15 protein-coding genes and 5 pseudogenes are annotated in these 19,940 nt (G+C 50.2%); 6 read left to right on the forward strand and 14 right to left on the reverse strand.

The window, feature by feature from the left end; all coding sequences use genetic code 11:
* The first annotated feature begins 111 nt into the window (after positions 1-111).
* A complete protein-coding gene (gshA, locus tag MN084_RS11745) occupies positions 112-1,686 on the forward strand; it encodes a glutamate--cysteine ligase (RefSeq protein ID WP_277400300.1) in 1,575 nt (524 codons plus the stop codon).
* A 315-nt stretch (positions 1,687-2,001) separates the two neighbouring features.
* Here the strand turns inward: gshA and MN084_RS11750 are convergent.
* Both MN084_RS11750 and MN084_RS11755 read right to left on the reverse strand, forming a co-directional pair.
* A pseudogene (locus MN084_RS11750) lies at positions 2,002-3,234 on the reverse strand (IS256 family transposase).
* A 114-nt stretch (positions 3,235-3,348) separates the two neighbouring features.
* Positions 3,349-3,633: pseudogene (locus tag MN084_RS11755) on the reverse strand (transposase); the annotation flags it as partial.
* A 65-nt stretch (positions 3,634-3,698) separates the two neighbouring features.
* On the opposite strand from MN084_RS11755, the pseudogene MN084_RS19765 reads away from it, so the two are divergent.
* A pseudogene (locus tag MN084_RS19765) lies at positions 3,699-4,513 on the forward strand (IS30 family transposase); the annotation flags it as partial.
* Between the two features lie 120 nt (positions 4,514-4,633).
* Positions 4,634-5,952, forward strand: a pseudogene (locus MN084_RS11765) (IS5 family transposase).
* Positions 5,953-5,984: 32 nt separating this feature from the next.
* On the opposite strand, the gene MN084_RS11770 reads toward MN084_RS11765, so the two are convergent.
* The 6 genes from MN084_RS11770 to MN084_RS11795 form a co-directional block, all read right to left on the reverse strand.
* A complete protein-coding gene (locus MN084_RS11770; RefSeq protein WP_330178051.1) occupies positions 5,985-7,367 on the reverse strand; it encodes an IS4 family transposase in 1,383 nt (460 codons plus the stop codon).
* A gap of 346 nt (positions 7,368-7,713) precedes the next feature.
* Positions 7,714-7,983: a DUF2061 domain-containing protein gene (locus MN084_RS11775; RefSeq protein WP_320416409.1), complete on the reverse strand. Its 270-nt coding sequence runs from the start codon at positions 7,981-7,983 to the stop codon at positions 7,714-7,716.
* 30 nt (positions 7,984-8,013) lie between these two features.
* The gene (gene cysC / locus MN084_RS11780) at positions 8,014-8,640 is read right to left on the reverse strand and encodes an adenylyl-sulfate kinase (protein ID WP_241086277.1); all 627 of its coding nucleotides are present in this window, start codon (positions 8,638-8,640) and stop codon (positions 8,014-8,016) included.
* Positions 8,641-8,701: 61 nt separating this feature from the next.
* On the reverse strand, positions 8,702-9,424 hold the full coding sequence (locus MN084_RS11785) for a phosphoadenylyl-sulfate reductase (protein ID WP_241086276.1): 723 nt from the start codon (positions 9,422-9,424) through the stop codon (positions 8,702-8,704).
* Positions 9,417-11,108 (reverse strand): assimilatory sulfite reductase (NADPH) hemoprotein subunit, encoded by a 1,692-nt coding sequence (gene cysI / locus MN084_RS11790; RefSeq protein WP_445083969.1) that lies wholly within the window; start codon positions 11,106-11,108, stop codon positions 9,417-9,419. Before cysI ends, MN084_RS11785 begins: the two co-directional genes overlap by 8 nt.
* Complete coding sequence (locus tag MN084_RS11795) at positions 11,105-12,886, reverse strand: assimilatory sulfite reductase (NADPH) flavoprotein subunit (protein WP_241086274.1); 1,782 nt, start codon at positions 12,884-12,886, stop codon at positions 11,105-11,107. The genes cysI and MN084_RS11795 overlap by 4 nt, the downstream gene beginning before the upstream one ends.
* Positions 12,887-13,005: 119 nt before the next feature.
* Between MN084_RS11795 and MN084_RS11800 the strand changes: the two genes are divergently transcribed.
* Positions 13,006-13,941 carry a LysR substrate-binding domain-containing protein gene (locus MN084_RS11800; RefSeq protein ID WP_241086273.1) on the forward strand — a complete coding sequence of 312 codons (936 nt, stop codon included), beginning with the start codon at positions 13,006-13,008 and terminating at the stop codon, positions 13,939-13,941.
* Positions 13,942-14,294: 353 nt separating this feature from the next.
* On the opposite strand, the pseudogene MN084_RS11805 reads toward MN084_RS11800, so the two are convergent.
* From MN084_RS11805 to MN084_RS11815, 3 genes and pseudogenes are all read right to left on the reverse strand, one after another.
* Positions 14,295-14,793 (reverse strand): annotated as a pseudogene (locus tag MN084_RS11805) (transposase); the annotation flags it as partial.
* Between the two features lie 88 nt (positions 14,794-14,881).
* Positions 14,882-15,925, reverse strand: coding sequence for a hypothetical protein (locus MN084_RS11810; RefSeq protein WP_241086272.1), 1,044 nt, complete (start codon positions 15,923-15,925; stop codon positions 14,882-14,884).
* A complete protein-coding gene (locus MN084_RS11815; protein ID WP_330178052.1) occupies positions 15,922-16,836 on the reverse strand; it encodes a hypothetical protein in 915 nt (304 codons plus the stop codon). The genes MN084_RS11810 and MN084_RS11815 overlap by 4 nt, the downstream gene beginning before the upstream one ends.
* A gap of 258 nt (positions 16,837-17,094) precedes the next feature.
* Here MN084_RS11815 and MN084_RS11820 point away from each other — a divergent pair, with 258 nt between their 5' ends.
* Both MN084_RS11820 and MN084_RS11825 read left to right on the forward strand, forming a co-directional pair.
* The gene (locus MN084_RS11820; protein ID WP_241086270.1) at positions 17,095-17,277 is read left to right on the forward strand and encodes a hypothetical protein; all 183 of its coding nucleotides are present in this window, start codon (positions 17,095-17,097) and stop codon (positions 17,275-17,277) included.
* Between the two features lie 78 nt (positions 17,278-17,355).
* Positions 17,356-17,880, forward strand: a complete 525-nt coding sequence (locus tag MN084_RS11825) for a hypothetical protein (protein WP_330178053.1) — start codon at positions 17,356-17,358, stop codon at positions 17,878-17,880.
* On the opposite strand, the gene MN084_RS11830 is transcribed toward MN084_RS11825, so the two are convergent.
* The 3 genes from MN084_RS11830 to MN084_RS11840 all read right to left on the reverse strand — a co-directional run bounded on the left by MN084_RS11830 (position 17,834) and on the right by MN084_RS11840 (position 19,934).
* Positions 17,834-18,097 (reverse strand): hypothetical protein, encoded by a 264-nt coding sequence (locus tag MN084_RS11830; RefSeq protein WP_330178054.1) that lies wholly within the window; start codon positions 18,095-18,097, stop codon positions 17,834-17,836. The two genes, MN084_RS11825 and MN084_RS11830, sit on opposite strands and share 47 nt — an antisense overlap.
* Before the next feature lie 1,027 nt (positions 18,098-19,124).
* Positions 19,125-19,682 (reverse strand): integrase core domain-containing protein, encoded by a 558-nt coding sequence (locus MN084_RS11835; RefSeq protein ID WP_330178055.1) that lies wholly within the window; start codon positions 19,680-19,682, stop codon positions 19,125-19,127.
* Between the two features lie 51 nt (positions 19,683-19,733).
* The gene (locus MN084_RS11840; RefSeq protein WP_330178056.1) at positions 19,734-19,934 is read right to left on the reverse strand and encodes a hypothetical protein; all 201 of its coding nucleotides are present in this window, start codon (positions 19,932-19,934) and stop codon (positions 19,734-19,736) included.
* Positions 19,935-19,940 lie beyond the last annotated feature (6 nt).

Raw genomic sequence — 19,940 nt, forward strand, 5'->3', positions numbered from 1 at the left:
CATCTCTTTTCGCCCGTTTCCCAATCGGCAATAAATCTAGTGTCTGAGGTTGTAACAGGTATAATAGCGGCCGGAAAATCTCTGATTACACGCATATTTGGATGCCATGCTTTGTACCAATCGTTTGAAAATCGCATCAGGCGCCTGACCGCTGAGGCCTGGCTGGCCCTGAGTATGGGAGGTGGTATTGGGCTGGAAAAGGAGTCTCTGCGTGTTTCACATGATGGCAGCATTGCACAGACCCCCCATCCTATGGCGCTGGGCTCGGCGCTGACCAACCCCTATATCACCACCGACTATTCTGAAGCCTTGGCAGAATTGATTACCCCTCCGTTGCAGGATGGTGGTGAGGCACTGGCATTTTTGCGGGACGTGCAAAAATTTGTCTACGATAATCTGGAGAATGAAATACTTTGGGCCACCAGTATGCCCTGCGTATTGGCGGGTGGAAAGAATATTCCCATTGCCCGTTATGGTAACTCCAATGCGGGCTTGATGAAAACGGTCTACCGCCGCGGCCTAGGGCGTCGTTATGGCCGGGTGATGCAGGTGATTGCCGGTGTCCATTTCAACTTTTCACTGAATGAGGCCTTCTGGCCACTGTTTCAGGAGATGGAAGGAGGTAGAGGTTCTTTGCGCCAGTTTACCGATAGCAGCTATCTTGGAATGATTCGTAACCTGCAGCGTTTTGGCTGGTTGATTCCCTATCTGTTCGGTGCCTCGCCGGCAGTTTGCAAGTCGTTTCTCGGCGGCAGGTCGACATCCCTCGACTCCTTCGATGACACCACCTATTACGAACCCTATGCCACCTCTTTGCGGATGGGTGATATTGGCTATACCAACAGCAAAGAGAAGGGTGTCGGCATCAAGGCCAGCTATAACAGTCTCGATGCTTATATAGAGAGCCTTACCCATGCCATTGAGACACGCTGTCCGGTGTGGAAACACATAGGGGTTAAAGTAAATGGTCGCTATGAACAGCTCAATAACAACATCCTGCAAATTGAAAATGAATACTATAGTACGGTCAGGCCAAAGCAGGTGCAGGATGGCCTTGAGAAACCAACGCTGGCGCTGAAGCGTCGTGGGGTTCGCTATATTGAGCTCAGATCTTTGGATGTCAATGCCTTTGATCCCTTGGGTGTGAGTGAACGCCAGCTCTTTTTTTTGCGGGCGTTCATGCTTTTCTGTCTGCTTCAGGAGAGTCCTCCAATCAATGTGCAGGAGCGGCGGGAGATCGATCAGAACATTGGTGGGGTGGCACACCGGGGCAGAGATCCTGCACTTTATCTGTTACGGCAGGGCCGTGAAATCCTGTTGCGTGACTGGGCTAGTGAGATTTGTCAGGCGCTACAGCCGGTGTGCGAATTACTGGATGAAAATAGTGCGAGACAACCTTATACACTGGCGCTGAGAGAGCAGATGGAGAGTGTCCGGGATCCGGATTGCACACCCTCTGCTAGAATGCTGGCTGAGATGCGTGCCCGGGGAGAGGGTTTTTTTCATTTTGCCTGGCGCATGTCACATCAGCATCAGAAGTATTTCGAAAATTTTCAACTCTCCGATGAGCGACGAGCGATGTTTGCCGGGGAGACGGAAAAATCGCTACTCAGGCAGGCTGAGACAGAAGCGTCGGATGAGATCGATTTTGAACAGTTTCTGGCGAATTATTTTGCCCAGCAGTAGGGTAGTCGTCCCCGAATTATCTATAATTCAGATGATAAGTATGAACTAGAGTTTAGAGCGACACAGTCACTTCAAGTCGCTATCAGCCACTCGAGTTCCGATTATTCTGCCGCATCAAAACCTTGCAAACATGAAATCATAAAAACCGGATAATAGTGCTGATCTATTCCGTTTACAATTTTCTCAGATCTTAAACCTCTCGCACCCATTGGTGGAGACTGTTCAAAATTTTGTGTCAACGTAAAAGCACTCAATCCATATCATCACAGATCAAGTGCGCGATCAGAGCTATGGTCAAATCTGGTGTATAAGCCATCAAGCAGCTTCCTGTTCAACTCGGATCCCATCTTTAAATTGCACACCTTCAATTACATCGGCGAGCAGTTGATAGCCTCTTAAGCGGTGCCATCTTTTTTGTGCAGTGTGCATCAACTTAAATGCCATGGCCAACGTCGTTAATCGACTACCGCAGTTCTTTGTTCTCGTGGTTCTAAGCCGCACTGTGGCAAACACCGATTCAATCGGGTTGCTGGTTCGTATATGCCCCCAATGTTCCGCAGGAAAATCATAAAAAGTCAGCATCTTGTCTCGGTCTTTTTGTAAGCAATGCATCGCTTTCGGGTACTTAACCTCATATTTTCGCAAGCATAAATCAAAGGCTTTTTCGGCATGGGTTCGAGAGTCAGACATCCAAATATCATGCAGATTCTCTTTGACTTTAGGCTGTATCGCCCTAGGCACTTTGTTGAGCACATTGGCGGTCTTGTGCACCCAACAACGCTGGTGCTTCGTCGTTGGCCAATGCTTGGTAATGGCCTTCCAGAAGCCTAGTGCACCGTCACCAACGGCCACCTCTGGCGGCACCGTAAAACCTTGTTCTGTGAGCTGCTCTAACAACTCTAACCAGCTCGCTTCTGACTCACGGTAGCCATCCGTAAGCCCAATGACTTCCTTACGACCTGTGCTGTCGGAACCCATGATCACCAGCAAGCAAAGCTTGTCGTCTTGCCTTACGTTGCAATAAACACCGTCGGCCCAAATGTACACATAGCGCCGCTTTTATAAATCGCGCTTACGCCACTGACCATATTCGCCTTCCCAAGTTTGCTTGAGGCGGCTTATGGTATTGGAGGACAAACCTTTGGCATCAGCGCCAAGCAAACCTGCCAGTGCGTCCTTGAAGTCGCCTGTAGAGATGCCTTTCAAGTACAACCAGGGCAGCAGCTCTTCAATGGTCTTCGCTCGCTTCAAGTACGGTGGCACCAAACCGCTGTTGAACTTGATGCCTTGCCCGGTACGATCTCTTACTTTGGGAACCTTGACCCCAATATCACCAAGCCCTGTTTGGATCATACGTTCTGGCAGGTGCCCATTGCGCACAACACCTTGTAAGCCTGATTCTCTCAGCAACCCTTGGTATTGTGCTAACAGGGTGGCGACTTCCGCCTCTATGGCTTGGGCTAATAGTTGCTGGGATCCGGTATGTAAAAGCTCAGAAAGGACATCTCGCGCTGGCCTATTCAGCCCGACAATATTATCATTCTTCATGTAGCGTACTCTTGTTGGTTGGTGATCGGCTAGGATCTTTTCCTTCCAACAGGATATGCTGCCTTAATTCCTCATACACCAGAAATGACTATACCTCGCGCGATCAAGCCTACCCTAGAAGAAGATAGCCAGTTGAGACAAGGTCAGATTCCAGTTGCGAATGTGCATCGTCCATTTCTTACTGGCGTTCTGAATGCCAAGGTATAATAATTTGAGCAGGCTGTTGTCATTCGGAAAATCGCCCTTGGTTTTTGTCAGTTTCCGGAATTGTTGATGCACTGCTTCAATAGAATTAGTCGTATAAATAACTCGACGAGTGTCCTCGGGGTAACGAAAACAGACGGATAAGTTATCCCACTTCTTGCGCCATGATTGAATCACGATGGGGTATTTATCGCCCTATGTAGATTCAATGGGTTGATGCAGCACATTATACTCAATGATCAATTTATGGGGATTATGTGATGGCAAGACTTGGCAGACCTGGACTCACAGATGATCAAAAACAAGAACTATGGTCACGTTGGCGGAAGGGAGAATCACTTAGTGATATAGGCCGTGCCCTCGAAAAACAGCCTGCATCAATTTTTGGTGTGCTAAGACTATTTGGAGGGTATTGCCCTTCAGTTCGGAAACGAGCTCGAAATGCTCTCAGCCTGGAAGAACGTGAAGAAATATCCAGAGGGCTTTCCGTAGGCTTGTCTTTGCGTCAGATAGCAAGAGACCTTGATCGCTCACCCTCAACCATAAGCAGGGAAATTCAGCGCAATGGGGGAATGAACCGCTATCGTGCAAATATTGCTGATAGTAAAGCTTGGGATCGTGCTCGTAGGCTAAAGCTGTGTAGACTTGCCCAGTGAGATAATCTTCGTAAAATCGTAGCAGATAAGCTTTCAAGAGTGGTCTCCTGAGCAGATATCTAGCTGGCTAAAGCGAAATTATCCAGAGAATGAGAGAAGTTACGTGTGTCACACGAAACCATCTACAAAAGCCTATTCATTCAGTCTCGTTGCGTATTGAAAAAAGAGCTTCAAAGACATCTTAGAACGCAAAGAGTCTTTCGGCAGTCCAGGCATAGTAATATTAAAGGGCTACCCAGAAGTGGCATTATTGATGGTATTTTCATAATCGCCCACCTGAAATTGAAGACCGGGCCGTCCCTGGCCACTGGGAAGGCGATTTGATCTCAGGTTCTTCCAATACTCATATAGCTACGTTAGTAGAGCGCCACTCGCGATTTACTATGCTCGTTAAAGTCGCAGGGAAAGACACTAATTCGTCGACCCTAAAATATTCATAACACAATGATTTATATAAAATAAGCGTCTAAACTTGATAAAATAAACGTCCGTGAAAGGGGTAAAAGCAGAAAAAAATTGGACGAAACAGAGGTGGATAATTGAGCAAACCCAAGACAGCCAATCCCAACCAGCAAAGTTTCCTGCACCAGAACTTACTGGATCAGCTGATCCCCAAGCATCCACTTTTGCTACTGGCCAGACAGATAGACTGGTCATATTTTGATGCTGAATTTGCCCCGCTTTATTCTCATCTTGGAAAGCCCTCAAAACCCATCCGCCTAATGGAGGGCCTCTCGATACTCAAGCATCTGGAAGACCTCAGTGACGAGGTTCTGATTCAACGCTGGATACAAAATCCCTACTACCAGAGTTTTACGGGTGAGATCGAATTCCAATGGCAACTTCCTTGTGACCCCTCCGACCTGACTTACTTCAGAAAGCGTATTGGCAACGAAGGTTTTGAAAAGGTCCTGGCTGCCTCTATCGCCTTACATCAAGAAAAGGCGATCGAAGATGAAATGTGTATCGACACTACCGTACAAGAGAAAAACATTACCTTTCCAACTGATGCAAAGCAGTACCGAAAGATACACGGGCAGTTACTCAAGATGGCCCGAGCAGAAGGTATCGTGCTCAGTCGAAGCCATGAGAAGGAAGTAAAAATTCTCAAGCTCCCCACCCGATTTGCCACACATCCGAGGAATCGTAAAAAGGCACGTAAGGCCGTCAAGCGATTAAAGACCATCAGCGGCCGATTACTGCGTGAAATACAGCGTAAGATGACCGCAGAACAACAGAAATTCTATGCAGAAAAGTTCGCCCTGTACCAGCGCATGCTGAATCAGAAGCGTGCTGATAAAAACAAGTTGTACAGCCTACATGAACCTCATGTTTACTGTATGAGCAAAGGCAAGGCCCAGCAGCGTTATGAGTTTGGCACCAAGGCATCAATCACCACCACAAGGGACGCGGGCATTGTGATTGGTGCCCTGGCTTTTGAGAAGAATGTATTTGATGGTCACACCGTACCTGAGGTCTTGGCACAGGTGAAACGTCTCATCAATCGAGTACCCAAAGTGGGTATTGCTGATCGAGGTTATCGGGGCAAATCAAAGGTTAATGACACCCAGATAGTAACGCCAAGGCCTGCTAGGAAGAATACCTCAGGAGAAGCCATGGCATTAGCCAGAAAACGTTTCAGAAGACGAGCTGGCATTGAGCCTGTGGTCACTTAAAGAGTGACCACAGGCTAAAAAGGAACTTTCTTAAAGGCTTTGCCGGGGATCAGATTAACTTGCTTATGGCGGCGGCTACCTTCAACTTCAGAAAATGGATGAGGGAGGTTCTTTTTGTGCTGAAAAATATCATGTCCATACTGTTGTTCCTGTTTGCAAAACAGAAACAACAGTATTATTAAGTGCCTGGAATGAATATTTCAGGGTCGACTACTTACTTAAACTTTTCTGGGTAGCCATTTTTCCGAATATTCTCTCGCGTAATAGCCCTGGGTTTGGTAAGTAGCGGGAATGGCTTGGGTCTTCGTTTTATAGCTCGCGGCTCCATACGTCCCGGTTGTTTTCCAACCTGCTGCTGTGCAATGAGGATAAAAAGGCCGTCAATTTTGTCAATGTCGTAACGACCGCTTTTTTGCCACACAATCCATAGCTGCAAAGTATGCTTGAAGCTAGGTTGTCGAGGAATGATGTCAGCCAGTAATGCCGCCTGAGCCAGGCGTAAACGGATCAAGTTGTAAGCCAAAAGATAGACCCACAGCTCTTTTTTCGCCATTTCCGGTGTGCAACAACTTAATGTTTCCATTCCCAGAGTGGTCTTGATATTGCGTATATCTAACTCTACCTGCCAACGGTTCCGATAGAGTGCCTTCAGGGCGGCTTTGCTCGTACTTTTTGAGCAAAGTAGTGTTGTCACCAGGATCTTACCGCCAGCACGCAACTCCCGCACTTTCAATCTATCGGGGGTTTGATCATACTCTGCCTGACTCATCCAGGCAGGTTTGACTTTTGGCTTGTCTATTTCGATAAGATGATCTCGCGGGCCCAGACGCTCTCCTTGGCGAAAATCCGTGCTGCCCCGCCGTGAACCATATTGCTCGAAAACGCCATCCACTCCTTTGGCCTGAAGAGCACACAACAGAAAATAGGTGGCATAAAAAGCATCCCCCAGAAGGAGATCACCAGCGTCCAAGGTACTAAGCATGGCTCTAAGCAATGACTGCTCATCGCTTCCTTTTCCGCGACAAGGTCCCAATGCTGCATCAAGTACAGCACCGCTGGCGAGGCAGACGATACCAACCACCCGGCAAAGAGGGAAACCCAATCCGGGTTGTTGGCTACGGGGTTGAGGATAGACAGTCTGGTTCTCTTCTGTATCGGGCAACGTAACGATAGCGCCATCCACCAGTCTGACCGGTCGTCCCCGCCAGTGCCAGGAATCCGGGGTGTGCTCAGTCATCATACGCCTCGTGTAACGGGCTAGCGTAGAGACCATGTCCAATGGCAGCCGTTTCCGTGCGCGACAGTATGCTCCCGTATGCGTACTACAGATTGGCAGCTCACCCATCAATCGTTTGACTGCAGCAGCATCAACTATGTTCTGGCAAGAACGATCAGCACTCATTGCTTGAGCCAGAAACATCGACAGCGTCTCTGTTGGCGGAAACAGCCTTTCCCGATGTTCCGGTAGCAACGATTCGACTTGATTGAGAAACTCTGGGCCGGTTAGCAGACTAAAGAAAGCATAGGAATCACTGGCTGTAGTGTAGGTTGTGATACCTTTTTGTTGATGTATGCAGGCGCGTTGATCAGGATGCATTAAGGCTGCTTCCCTGCTTGATGGTTTGGCAATTAGCATCTTATCATCTGAACCAGCCTTTTTTTATTCGTTATATCAGTAGATTATTGCTTAAGTAAGTAGCATTCCCCATTAATCGACTTTGTTTGTACCTACTTAAATCTGCTCTTTCTCACTTTGCTATCCTAAAATAATTTATCTAGAACAGCCCCTTTTTTTGTTGGTTAACCTACCAGGACCCAAACCCAGGAGCAATAAATTATGAGTCTCAGTTAGCAGTAACTGGAGCAATGAAAAACTGACCCTCATTCGGAGGGGAGGGTTACCATGCGCTCAATAGTGCGAGGGTCAGTTGATAAACGATAAGTTATTCCAAGCTGGCACCACGACCTAATGAAATGCGATTCCAAGCCCGTTCGTGCAGATAGTAGAGAACCATTTTAGTTAGCACCTCAGTTGAACTTATGGCCATGGCCACTACCACATCCTGGGTAAAGAACCAGGAGAGCAGCATGGTGTCCAATGATCCCGTTACCCGCCAGGAAAGTGCCTTAGCCCAGCTGCGAATAGGCCTATCCTTCAGGACCTGAGGGGCCGGTTGATTCTCTTTTCGTAGTGCCAATGAATCAATAAACAAGGTGATACCTCCACTGCTAATTTATAGATCTCAGGCGCTCACCGCCAGAGGTTGATAGCCTGCCTTCAATACGCCGGATTGATCCAGGTATGCCAACAGCTGATTGACCGCTTCTGTCACACTGAGGCGATTGGCATCGATCCTCACTTCCGGTGACTCTGGTTTTTCATAGGGGCTATCTATACCGGTGAACTGTTTGATTTCACCACGCTCTGCCCTGGCGTAAAATCCTTTTGGGTCACGCTGTTTGCAGACATCCAGCGGAGCATCCACAAACACTTCTACAAACTGCCCCTCGGGCAGAATCTCACGCGCTATGCGGCGATCGGCACGAAATGGTGAGATAAACGCAGTCAGGGTGATAAGGCCGGCATCCGCAGCCAGCTTTGCCACTTCACTCACACGGCGAATATTCTCTTTACGATCCTGATCACTGAAACCAAGATCACTGCACAGACCGTGTCGCACGTTGTCACCATCCAGCAAATAGGTGTGATACCCCTGATGGGATAGAATCTGTTCCAGGGCACCCGCAATAGTGGATTTACCCGAGGCACTGAGTCCGGTGAACCAGATCACCAGTGGTTTCTGCGATTTTTGGCTGGCCCGGGTCTGTTGATCCACCGGGTGAGAATGCCAAATAATATTGTTGCTCATATGCTTCATACTCCAATTGCTTTCAAATCAAGTTGCCGGCCTCTGCCTCGACGACCGCCTGTTATTCATGCAGTCCGCATTCACGTTTCAGACCAAAGAAGCGGGTCTCCTCTTCCAGCATCCCTGGTGTCAGCGGACAACTGGTGTGCCTGTCACCCACTGAGACATAGCCTTGCTCCCAGAGCGGGTGATACGGGAGGCTGTGGTGACTCAGATAGTGGTGTACATCCCGCTTACTCCAGTCGATGATCGGATGCAGCTTGAAGCGTCCATCATGGAGTCGCAGAACAGGCAGTCCCGCCCGGCTCTCTGACTGCTCTCGACGCAGTCCGGCAAACCAAGTACCCACTTCAAGATCGCGTAGGGCACGTTGCATCGGCTCCACTTTGTTAATCTGGTTGTATCGTTCAATCCCCTCTCGACCCTGCTCCCATAACTTGCCGAGGAGAGCCTCTTGCCATGAGGCCGAACGCTGCGCCCGATAGACCATCAGATTCAGCTGCAAACGATCAGTCAACTCATCGATAAACTGATAGGTTTCACTGAACAGGTAACCGGTATCGATCAACATCACTGGAATCTCCGGTGCAGCTTGCGTTACCAGATGCAGCATTACCGCCCCCTGGATTCCAAAGCTTGACGATAAGAGATGGCTGCCCGGCAGATGTTGCAGTGCCCACTGCACACGCTCTTCTGCCGTCTCCTTTTCCATCTGTTGATTAACAGTCAAAAGCGCCTGCTGTTCGCCAGCCAGCAGTGCTTCTATCAACTCCCGCTCATCCATTCGTCACCTCTACCCTTATCGTGTTCTTATCAACCTCAACCAAACCGCTGCGAACGGTAAAGTCACCAAACCCCTCGCCCGCTTCCCGTTCCTGGTTATAACGACTGAACAACTGATCCAACTCAGTCAATAGCTCGCTCTCCGTCAGATTTTCACGGTAGAGACGATTCAGTCTCAGCCCTTTGCCATCACCACCAAGCAACAAGTTGTAGCGTCCCGGGCCTTTACCAACTAGTCCCACCTCTGCCACAAATGGGCGGGCACAACCGTTGGGGCAGCCGGTCATACGTATCACGATGCCGCTGTCGCTAAGCCCATGGTGTGCGGCCAACTGTTCAATACTTTCGATAAATTCAGGAAAGTAACGCTCTGCCTCTGCCATGGCTTGGGGGCAAGTCGGTAATGCGACACAGGCAATACTCTTCAACCGGGTTAACGAACGGTTTTCTGGCAACAGATTGTGCTCCCGGGCCAATCGCTCGATCCGCCCTTTCTCACTCGCCGGAATAGCGGCGACAATAAGGTTTTGATTTGGGGTAATCCGGAAATCACCCTGATGAATCTCAGCGATTTGGCGCAACCCGGTCATCAATTGGGAGCCTGGCGCATCGGCCACCCGGCCATTTTCCAGATAGAGCGTCAGATGCCAGTTTCCATCCGTCCCTTCTACCCAGCCATAGCGGTCACCCTGGTCGATAAAGGTGACCGGATGTAATGGCTGAAAGCGAATACCGGATCGCAGCTCCACCTCTTCCTGGAAGCGGCTCAAGCCGATACGTTCAATGGTGTATTTGAGCCGTGCATGACGACGGCTGACCCGATTACCGAAATCACGCTGGAGACTGACCACCGCTTCCGTAACCGCCAACATCTGGTCCGGGGCGACAAAACCGAGTTCATCGGCCAAACGGGGAAAGGTGGTACTGTCACCATGGGTGGTCCCCATACCGCCGCCTGCCAGCACATTGAAACCGATCAGCTTCTCCTGCTCGGCCACCGCAACAAATCCCAAGTCGTTGGTGTAGACGTCGACATCGTTGTGTGGCGGTACTGCCACCGCGATTTTGAACTTGCGTGGCAGATAGGTCTCACCATACAGCGGCTCGGAATCTTCACCCTCAACCCGTTCACCATCGAGCCAGATCTCATGATAGGCACGGGTATTCGGAAGTAGATCTTCGCTGATCCGTTCTGTCCACCGGTAGACCTCGGCATGCAGCGCGGATGCCACCGGATTGGGGTTGCACATCACATTTCGATTTACATCGCCGCAGCCGCCAAGCGAGTCGATCATCACCCGATTGATCTTTTGAATCAGCGGCTTGATATTGTGTTTGAGTATGCCGTGATACTGAAACGTCTGCCGGGTAGTGAGACGGATAGAGCCGCTACTCAACTCCCGTCCCACACTATCGATTGCCAGCCACTGTCGGGGCGTGCAGACGCCTCCCGGTAACCGGGCTCTGAGCATAAAGCTATACTGGGGCTCCAGATACTGTTGCTGACGCTGCTGACGCAGATCACGATCATCCTGTTGATAGAAACCGTGGAACTTACTGATCTGAGCATCAGATGGACTCAAAGCTCCGGTCAGCTCATCGCTCAGGCTCTGTTCAAGGGTTCCGCGCAGATAGTTGCTGCCGGCCTTGATCAGCTCATTTTCATTGGCTTCAACTTCCATCAGTAGACATCCCGTTGATAGCGCCCTTGCGAACGCAGGTTATCGATATAGGCTGCCGCCGCCTCTTCATTGAGAGCGCCGTAGCCATGAACAATTTGAGTAACGGCCTGAGACACCGCCTCATCCATTGCTTTGCCGCCACAGACATAGAGCTGACCACCCTCTTCCAGCCAACGATAAAGCTCTTCACCAAACTCAACAATGCGGTCCTGAACATAGGCACTGTGATGGTCATCCCGAGAGAACGCCGGGGTCACCCGCGCCAACACGCCGCTGCCGTGATAGCTCTGCCAATCCAGTTGGTAGAGGAAGTCACGCTGGAAGTGGCGGTTACCGAAGATTAGCCAGTTCCGCCCTTGGTCTCCTTGGGCCTGGCGCTGCTGCAGAAAGCCCCGATAGGGAGCGATGCCTGTCCCGGCCCCGATCATAATGATCGGGGTATCGCCGTTGTCAGGCAGTCGAAAACTGCTGTTCTCGGCCACATAGATATCCAGCAGGTCACCTTCAGCCAGACGCTCAGAGAGAAAACCGGACGCCCCACCCAGATGGTCCCGGCCATGGGAATGAAAACGCAGGGTGGAGACTGTCAGGTGTATCTCATCTTCATACTCGGCCTGACTGGAGGCGATGGAGTAGAGACGCGGCTGTAACGGCCGCAACAACCCAGCCAGGGAAGCCGCATCCAGAGCAGCAGGATATGAGTTCAACAGATCGATCAATTGTCGACCGTGGGTAAATGTCCGCAGCGCTTTTGGGTCTTCCAACAACGCCTGCAACCTTTCATCGCCAGTCACCCCGGCCCACCCGGTAACTACCTTGGGGTGGAGCTGGGTCAACTCCAGCCTAGTCAACAGTGCAGCGCTCAGAGAGAGCGTCTCACCATTCACCTCAACCGGGGTTTCAGCATCCAAGGCGGTGGTAGTGAGTATCTCATCCACCAGTGCCGGATCGTTCTTGAACCAGACGCCAAGTGCATCTCCCGGTGAATACCTGACAACGTCTGGATCGATCTCCAGAACGACATGACGAACCTCGGCCACTGCATCCTGGGTGGTAATCCTTCGATTCTCCAACAACGTCGATTGATAGGGGTCATTGCGACCATAACGTAGAAATGCTTGTCCATGGGACAGAGACAGGAGCTGTGCCTCTCTGGCGGGAGCATGCTGCTCAACCAGATCCAATGCATTGGAAACCCACTGTGCTAACTCTGCCTGAAAATCCACATCGGCATCCAGTCGTGACAACAGGCGATGGCCTCCCAACGCTTCCAGCCGTTGGTCAAAATCCTGAGCCGCCTTGCAGAAGTGCTCGTAACTGGAGTCTCCCAGGCCGAACACCCCAAAACTCAACCCTTCCAGTTTCGGCGCTCTGCAACCAAACAGGTATCGGTGCAGCTCATTGGCGCTCTCCGGGGGTTCTCCTTCACCCTGGGTGCTGATAACCAGTAACAGCAGCTTCTCTTTAGTCAGGTCCCTGGGTTTGAAGTCCGATACCGACAGAACCCGGACAGCGATCCTACGGACAGAAGCCGAATCAGCCAGGGTCTCGGCCACTGAACGGGCATTGCCGGTCTGGGATGCATAGAGAACTGTCAACTGCTGAGGCTCTGGTGATCTCTCCACCCTTTGGTCACGACCCATACCTGCCAGATAGCCACTGGCCCAACTCAACTGATGGGATGAGAGGCCGCGAACGGCCTGTGACAACCGCTGAAGCTGAAAGCCACTTAAAGAAGTACCCTCCTGTTCTGAAATCTGTTCAACGCTAGTTGATTGCATGAAGCTACCCTAAAAATATGAAATATGACCGCTTCCGGCCAAATCGTGGGTAGCAATATAGTTGCATGGCATATATCATGTAAAATGATATATTTTGATTATATATCATTATTCTTAATATGGAACTGAGACAACTACGCTCTCTGATCGCCCTCGCCGAGTCTGGATTCAACGTAACCCAGACCGCCAAACGGCTGCACCTGGTGCAGTCGACCGTCTCCCAGCACCTCTCCCGGCTGGAGAACGAGCTGGGAACAGAGATATTCAAACGCCAGGGAAAACGACTGCTGGAGTTAACCACCTCCGGCGAGAAAATTCTCCACTACGCCCGCAAGACACTGGCAGAGAGTGACAACATTCTTGCGGTTGGACGTGATCATGTGGATGAGAGTAGTGGTACCCTGCGGATCGGGACCACCCACACCCAGGCACGTTATGTGCTGCCTGCGATAATCCGAGAATTCCGCAACAACTATCCCTTGGTGAATCTGCAAATTCATCAGGGCACACCCCAGCAACTGGTGGAGATGACCGCCCGCGACCAAGTGGATCTATCTATCTGTACCGAAGAGTTGGCGGAGACTGCCACCCTAGAGGCGATCCATTGCTACCGTTGGAACCGGAGTCTGATCGCGCCAGCCGGACACCCGATTTTCAGCCGCCACCTGCTACAGTTGGAGACTCTGTGCGAGTATCCGCTGATAACCTATGTGTTTGGCTTTACCGGCGGCAATCACTTCAGAACAAGTTTCTCCCGCCTTGGCCTAAAGCCACAGGTGGTCTTGAGTGCCGCCGATACCGATGTTATCAAGACCTATGTCAGAGAGGGATTTGGAGTGGGTATTATTGCCAGCCTCGCCTACTCGGGAGACACCGATAATGATCTTCAGATTCACGACTTGAGCAACCTGTTTCCCTGGGAGGTCACCCGAATCGCTTATAATCGAGATAAGTATCTGCGGCACTACGAAGAGCACTTCATCGAACTGCTGCAGACAATGGTGGCAGACAATGGGGTGATTGTGGAACGGAATACCGAAGAGACGAGCAAGTGACGGCAGCTATTTGTTAGCCAAGCTTGCTTTGCCAAGTGCGTCTTCGCTCTCGTGATGCGTTCTGGGACATCCTAGTCCCCAAAACCCACACGATCTCCGACAGCCTGTTATTGCCCCGGTCGGCCATTTGGTGAACGCATTCCATATTTTACACTATTAAGAAATTAGGGGTCTGAAAAATTGAAGTTTTTCACTTCACTTGCCATCCGATCCCCGATACTTGTAAAAACAACCTGCTTTATTCCCGGATTTGATCTCACATTTTAGCTATTCCGAGTTTTTCAGCTGAGCTGGGGATATTTGTCGTCCCATCGGTTAGAGAAATTATCAAGTTCCAGTAGCACTTCATCTTCACAATCCAGGTAAATAATGGGATAGACCGCATCCAGTAGCCTAGATAGCCATTCAATCACTTGTTCAATAACACATCAGTCACTTTGGGAATCAAGGTGGCGGAGACATCAGCACCGTACATTTCTTTAATGGTCGTGACGATTTCTCGTGTTGTCATGCCCTGGACATACAAGAAAATAATCTTGTCGTCCATGGAAGTAAATCGACGCTGGTGTTTTTTAACGAGCTTGGGCTCGAAACTCCCAGCTCTGTCGCGTGGTGTATCGAGCTCGAACTGGCCAGCTTCCGTTCGGTTAGTCTACTGGCATAGCCGTTGCGGTTATTGGCAGCTGCGGACTGCTCGTGCCTTTCAAAGCCAAGATGATCATCTAACTCAGCGTTCAGTGCCGCTTCGACCGTGATCTTGGTCAGCATTTGCCAAAACTCGTTGAGATCTTCTTCAGTTTTGATGTTTTTAGCGGCCGCTTGGGCTATCGCTTGGAGCTCTTTCTTGTCGATCATCTGCCTATCCTCTCCCTTGTTTGGGTTTAATGATAGACAGTTACACAGAATTTAGGTCTGTCTCTATCTATACGGAAGCGTCTCTTCACTTCCTCTTAATATCGACAGGCACCAGATCATCAGCGCCTTCCTGCGAGTAGTAGTCATACTTGCCTTGAAGACGAGAAGTGAATTGCCAGGCTTCATTGAAGCTCAATCCACTTTTTTTCGGGAATATCAGTTTGATATAAAGTCCCTCTTTTCTGAACTCCAGCAGCTTATCCAATTGATTTTCCAGGACTGCCTGACTCACCGTACTATAGCCGGGTTTATCGGTAGTCTGGTATTCGATAATCAGGCGTCCCACGGATTTCGTATAGCGCACTTCCACAAGGTAATGTCCCTCCAGAGAGCGGGCGGGTCTAATCAGCTTGGTATACTTGAGTTTCAGCTCATCGAACTCACCCTGGAGGGTATTTATCTGACGCCCAAATCTTCGCTCGGTTGTCTTCAGCTCCAAAAGCTCGAGAGACTGCAGCCCATAGGTTGCCTGCAGGTTGGTCAGTTGTTGCTGAACGGATTCATGCTCTTGTTCCAGGCTCGCCAGATTCACCTGCACTGCGGCAAGCTGCTGCTGGGTGAAGTCCAGATTCTGCTGCAGGGTTTCAAGATTCTGTTGTTGGGAATTGATGGTGGTGGCCACCCCCTTCAATCGCTGTCCAAGAGTGTAGTTTTCGGCGACCAGCTGGTTCTGGCGCAGGATGAGTGCCTTTTTGGTTGCCTCAAGAGTGGCAATGACCTCGGTTTGCATGCCGATGGTTGATATCTGGCTCTTGCTCTGTTCATCCATCTGCATCAAACGGATGCGCAGCGTGGAGAGTTCGTTTTCAGTCGCGATCAGTTTGATGGCCAGATTCTCTTTTTGCTCTCCAGTGGTTCTGGCCAGCTCTTGAGCCGTTCGTTCCGCTTCCATCGTGGCGCGAAGCTGGTTTACCAGCTCAATGTTACGCATTAGCAGAACCACGAAACTGACCATGAATATCATCACAATGACCGTCATGATATCGGTGAAAGAGGGCCAGAAGCTCTCCTGGTTCATCCCTTCCTGCCGGTTGAGGCGAAGGTCTATAAAGCCGCCATCAGGACTCATGACTCTTCAGTCAGCCGGAAGCCGTGTTTCAGTAGCCGTTTGATATCTTCCATCTCCCCAACAAGAATAGGGGCGATTCTGCTGTCATATACTTTCATCAGTGACGATGCCATGCATGTCTCGAAGTCATCGAAGAACGATTGGGACTCGCGCATCTCTTCGGCAAGCTCTTTGATCGACTGCTGAGAGTTTTCCATGCGGCTGATCAGGCTCTGCAGGGAACGGATCATGCCTGTTAACTCAAACAGTATGCTCTCGGTCTGGATCTGGAAACGGGGTATCAGATGGGTGGCTGTTATCTGCTCGATGGCACTAACCAGATTGGTCTGTACATCGGTGAGTTTCATGTAGAAATAACCAAAGTAGAGATAGCAGATAATGGCGGTGATAGTTGTCGAGAGGGCAGTGGACATACCGTGAACCACCAGACCCATCCCATCGACATTGATGCTGGTTGCCAGCAGGTCAGAGGCACCGGTCAATGCAATGGATAGGGACACGATTGTGCCGAATACACCGGTCAGAATCAGGATGTTGTTGATGAATTTCGGCAGGCTGTTGTTTATGCTTTCAGATGCAACCAGGGTGGTGGCAAGTGCGCCATGGTTGATCGGTGTATTGGATTTATGCAGTGTTTCAAGGATCTTGTAGCGATGCACAATGATCCTGTCTGCCGGAACATCCCGTATCGCTTCCAGATTGCTGTCCAGGTTCTGCATAAAGTGCCGGATAGCGCTCTCTTCCTGGCTGTATTGGATCAGGCTGATAAGTATACGCAGAAGACCCAGCAAGAACAGGCCCACAATGGTGCCGTTGATAATCAGTCCGGTCCGGGTCAATTGATGGCGGAAATAGACCTCACTGATGAACTCCATTTTCCAGAACAGTACACCGGCTCCAAATCGCTGCAAACAGAAACATGCACAAGATGACATTGCGGCTGAAGTGGTGACGTAGCAGTAGGCTTTCCAAGGATATTCCCCGAATGAAAAATTAGAGTCTTGGGTAGTTTACCACAAACCCAATCGTGGATTTAGAATGGACGGTGTAAGTTTTCAATCATAAGTCCGTGCTCTCTCAAAAATAGTTGCATGGTGTTGTTGAGAACTGGCCTGTGTTATCGATAAGTTAGTGGGCTGCTATCTGATTCGTTGATTTTATGGGGGTATATGCACGATATCAAAAAGGCCCGGGCGGATCTGTTGGAGATCTATCATGCCGGTTTAAAAGATGTAGTCGGCAGAGAGGCTGTCTTCAGGCATCTGGACGACCGGCAGTCTGATCTTTCACTGATCGCCCTGGGCAAAGCGGCTCAGGCGATGGACAGAGGGAGCGTTGGACAGATTGGGTGAGCGGATTGTCGATGGATTGGTTATCTCCAAGGTGGGACGCTGGGTGTTGACCTGCTCCAAAAGCGAGGTCTGAAGATGGTGGAGAGCAGTCATCCGATTCCGGATAAAACAAGCCTTCTGGCTAGTCAGCGACTTTTGGTCGCCGGCAGTGATGCCGATATTGCATTGGCCGATTTGAATTTGCCTGAGTGGTTGCAGCTGTTAGTAGCTGATGGCGAGGAACAGACTCTGCCCGATAACAGTAACGTAACAGTCAGTATCATTGCCTGTCTGCGTGATGCACGGAAGGCCGCCGCTGCGAAAGCGCGCGAACTGAGTTACGGCGTGAAAGTGAGTCATGCCCATATCAGTGCAGATGCCGTCAATGCCGGTCGGCGGCTGGCTCTTGCAATTAACAGATTCTACCCCCGATGTATTTGCTTGGGGGCCAATTGTCTGTTTGCCGTATGCGCCGGGGCGTGGTGGCCGCAATCAGCACTTAGCGCTATCGGCTGCAACCTTCTGGCGGCGTTTGTTATCGCCCCATGCCTCAGGGCTGTCCCCGGCTTTGATCTGCCTATTTTCCTCTCGCGTATTTACGTTGCCTGGGTATTGGAACGATAGCGGCATCTGCAATCTGCCCCTTGCGAGCACTGAAGCCTGCTGCATCAATCTGGATCAATAGTTCTGAAACGAGTTTACCGACAAGGCCCTGTTCTTTCAGGCGCTCACGATACACCCACATCGTTTTAGCACCGGGCACCTTATCCTCCGGGCTCAGCCCAAGAAATAGCGATCCGGTATTTGGAACTCTGTTTTGATCACCGGACAAATTGAACAAATGCTATAGGACCAACACCTTGAACATCAGCACCGCATTGTAAGGTGGACGCCTACCTTTACTGGGATCACTATTTTCATAAACTGGATCCAACAATACCCGAAAAGCCTCCCAGTCTACGGTCCTTTCCAGCTTTGGCAGCGAGTCTCCCAGTTGCTCTAAGGAGTTCAAGTCGGTCTTGATGATCAAAAAAACTTGGCTGCATGGCTTTCGCCAATAGTTGGTTAAGTTGGCTACTGCTACCACTGGTTATAGAATGTTTTCAGAGGCTCTCTATAGAGGGAAGGTGGTGAGGCAATAGCATTCCCCTACTGTCCCGCCTGATACCGAGTGCAGACAATACAGGAAACTTGGTAACGACACATACGTTGGTCCGGGCTATTTACCGATTATTCCAGGGGTTAAAGGTAAGAGTTCTGGTGGGTAGCTGGTTTATGCGCCGTTGTTTTATTGAACCAATAAAACAGCACCAGTTTGATGTTATCGGGCAAATTTGTAGAGATACTCGTCTATATAAAGAACCGCCAAAGAGAAAATGAGGCCAGCATGGGCGACCCCGTAAGCATGGTGAAAAATATACACCCAAGCGAATTGCTCATTTTGAACGGATGGAGGCAAGTCTGCGGTTGTACGGGCGATCACAAGATGTGTTATCGAGTAAGACAGCCCGGACAAGGTTTTTGCCCGGGCGATTGGTAATGGCTGTTTGGTGTGAGTTTAAAAGTGTCAATGGTCGTTGAAAACAGACTTGCTTGCTGATAAGTACAGACCTGAGTCTCACCCCAGAAGAGATCATCAAGATCTATGGAGAACCCTGGTCAATTGAATCGATGTTTAATCAACTGAAGCTTTCTTGAGGATATGAAGGAAGCGTGGCAGCAGACAGGGCAAACCCTACATCGCTGGGTTCATTTAACGATGGGGAGTATGGCCTAGTGCAGTTGCTGGGGTTGTTGAACGACAATTGTGTTCAGCAATTGTGCCGTCATTCACCTGAAATGCCCCCATTCTATGGCCACTTGGCGTGTTAGGTTCTCCGCATTTCACGTAATCCAAAATACGCCATCTCTGGCGTGACGTAGTGTTGTGAACTGTGGGGTCGCCGCTCATTATATCGGCAACGCCACTGTTCAATAACAACTCTAGCTTCGGTCAGGCTACCAAATATCTCTGCATTTAAACACTCCTTGCGGAAAATGCCGTTGAAGCTTTCATTGCTGCCATTTTGCCAGGGTTTTCCCGGTTCAATATTGGCTAGCTTAATATCATCCTTTTCCAGTTCCTCGCGCAGTACGAAGGCCAACAGCTCAGCTCCGTTGTCGCTGCGAATGGCTCGGGGAATTCCGTAGCGAATGATTAATTCACGTAGCACCGCTTTCACGTGTTGACTCTGTAGGTATCGACCAGTTTTGATTGCCAGACAATAACCGGTTGCTTCGTCCTTGACCGTCAAGCACCGCAGAGGCTCTGCGTCATGATAGCGGTCATGTACGAAATCCCATGCCCACACATCATTCCGTCGTAGCGCCAATCCCTCCAGTTTTACCCCAGTGCGAATCTTCCGTCGAGGGCGATAAGGCGGCAAACACAGGCCATTAAGCCGCCAGAGTCGATATACGCGTTTGTTGTTTACCTGCTAACCTCTGAGCCGCAGATAGGCGCCTGCTAAACGATAGCCCCAACTGGGATCCTCCCGCACCACTACACGCAACGCGGCCGACAGATGCCGGTCACGACGTTCTCGTTTTGAACTATAGTGAAGCCCCGATCGCGGTGCCGTACAAAGCCAGCTTGCTCGCCTTTGGCTAAGGCCCCGTTCAATAGCAAACAATGCCATGGCGCG

The organism is Candidatus Vondammii sp. HM_W22 (assembly GCF_022530855.2).
Lineage (GTDB): Bacteria > Pseudomonadota > Gammaproteobacteria > Chromatiales > Chromatiaceae > Vondammii.

Bases quoted from the DNA above. Each gene is read 5' to 3' on its own strand.
- MN084_RS11770 (WP_330178051.1), bottom strand. From the start codon at position 7,367: ATGCATCCTGATCAACGCGCCTGCATACATCAACAAAAAGGTATCACA.
- cysC (WP_241086277.1), bottom strand. From the start codon at position 8,640: ATGAGCAACAATATTATTTGGCATTCTCACCCGGTGGATCAACAGACC.
- MN084_RS11785 (WP_241086276.1), bottom strand. From the start codon at position 9,424: ATGGATGAGCGGGAGTTGATAGAAGCACTGCTGGCTGGCGAACAGCAG.
- MN084_RS11795 (WP_241086274.1), bottom strand. From the start codon at position 12,886: ATGCAATCAACTAGCGTTGAACAGATTTCAGAACAGGAGGGTACTTCT.
- MN084_RS11800 (WP_241086273.1), top strand. From the start codon at position 13,006: ATGGAACTGAGACAACTACGCTCTCTGATCGCCCTCGCCGAGTCTGGA.
- MN084_RS11810 (WP_241086272.1), bottom strand. From the start codon at position 15,925: ATGAGTCCTGATGGCGGCTTTATAGACCTTCGCCTCAACCGGCAGGAA.
- MN084_RS11820 (WP_241086270.1), top strand. From the start codon at position 17,095: ATGCACGATATCAAAAAGGCCCGGGCGGATCTGTTGGAGATCTATCAT.
- MN084_RS11840 (WP_330178056.1), bottom strand. From the start codon at position 19,934: ATGGCATTGTTTGCTATTGAACGGGGCCTTAGCCAAAGGCGAGCAAGC.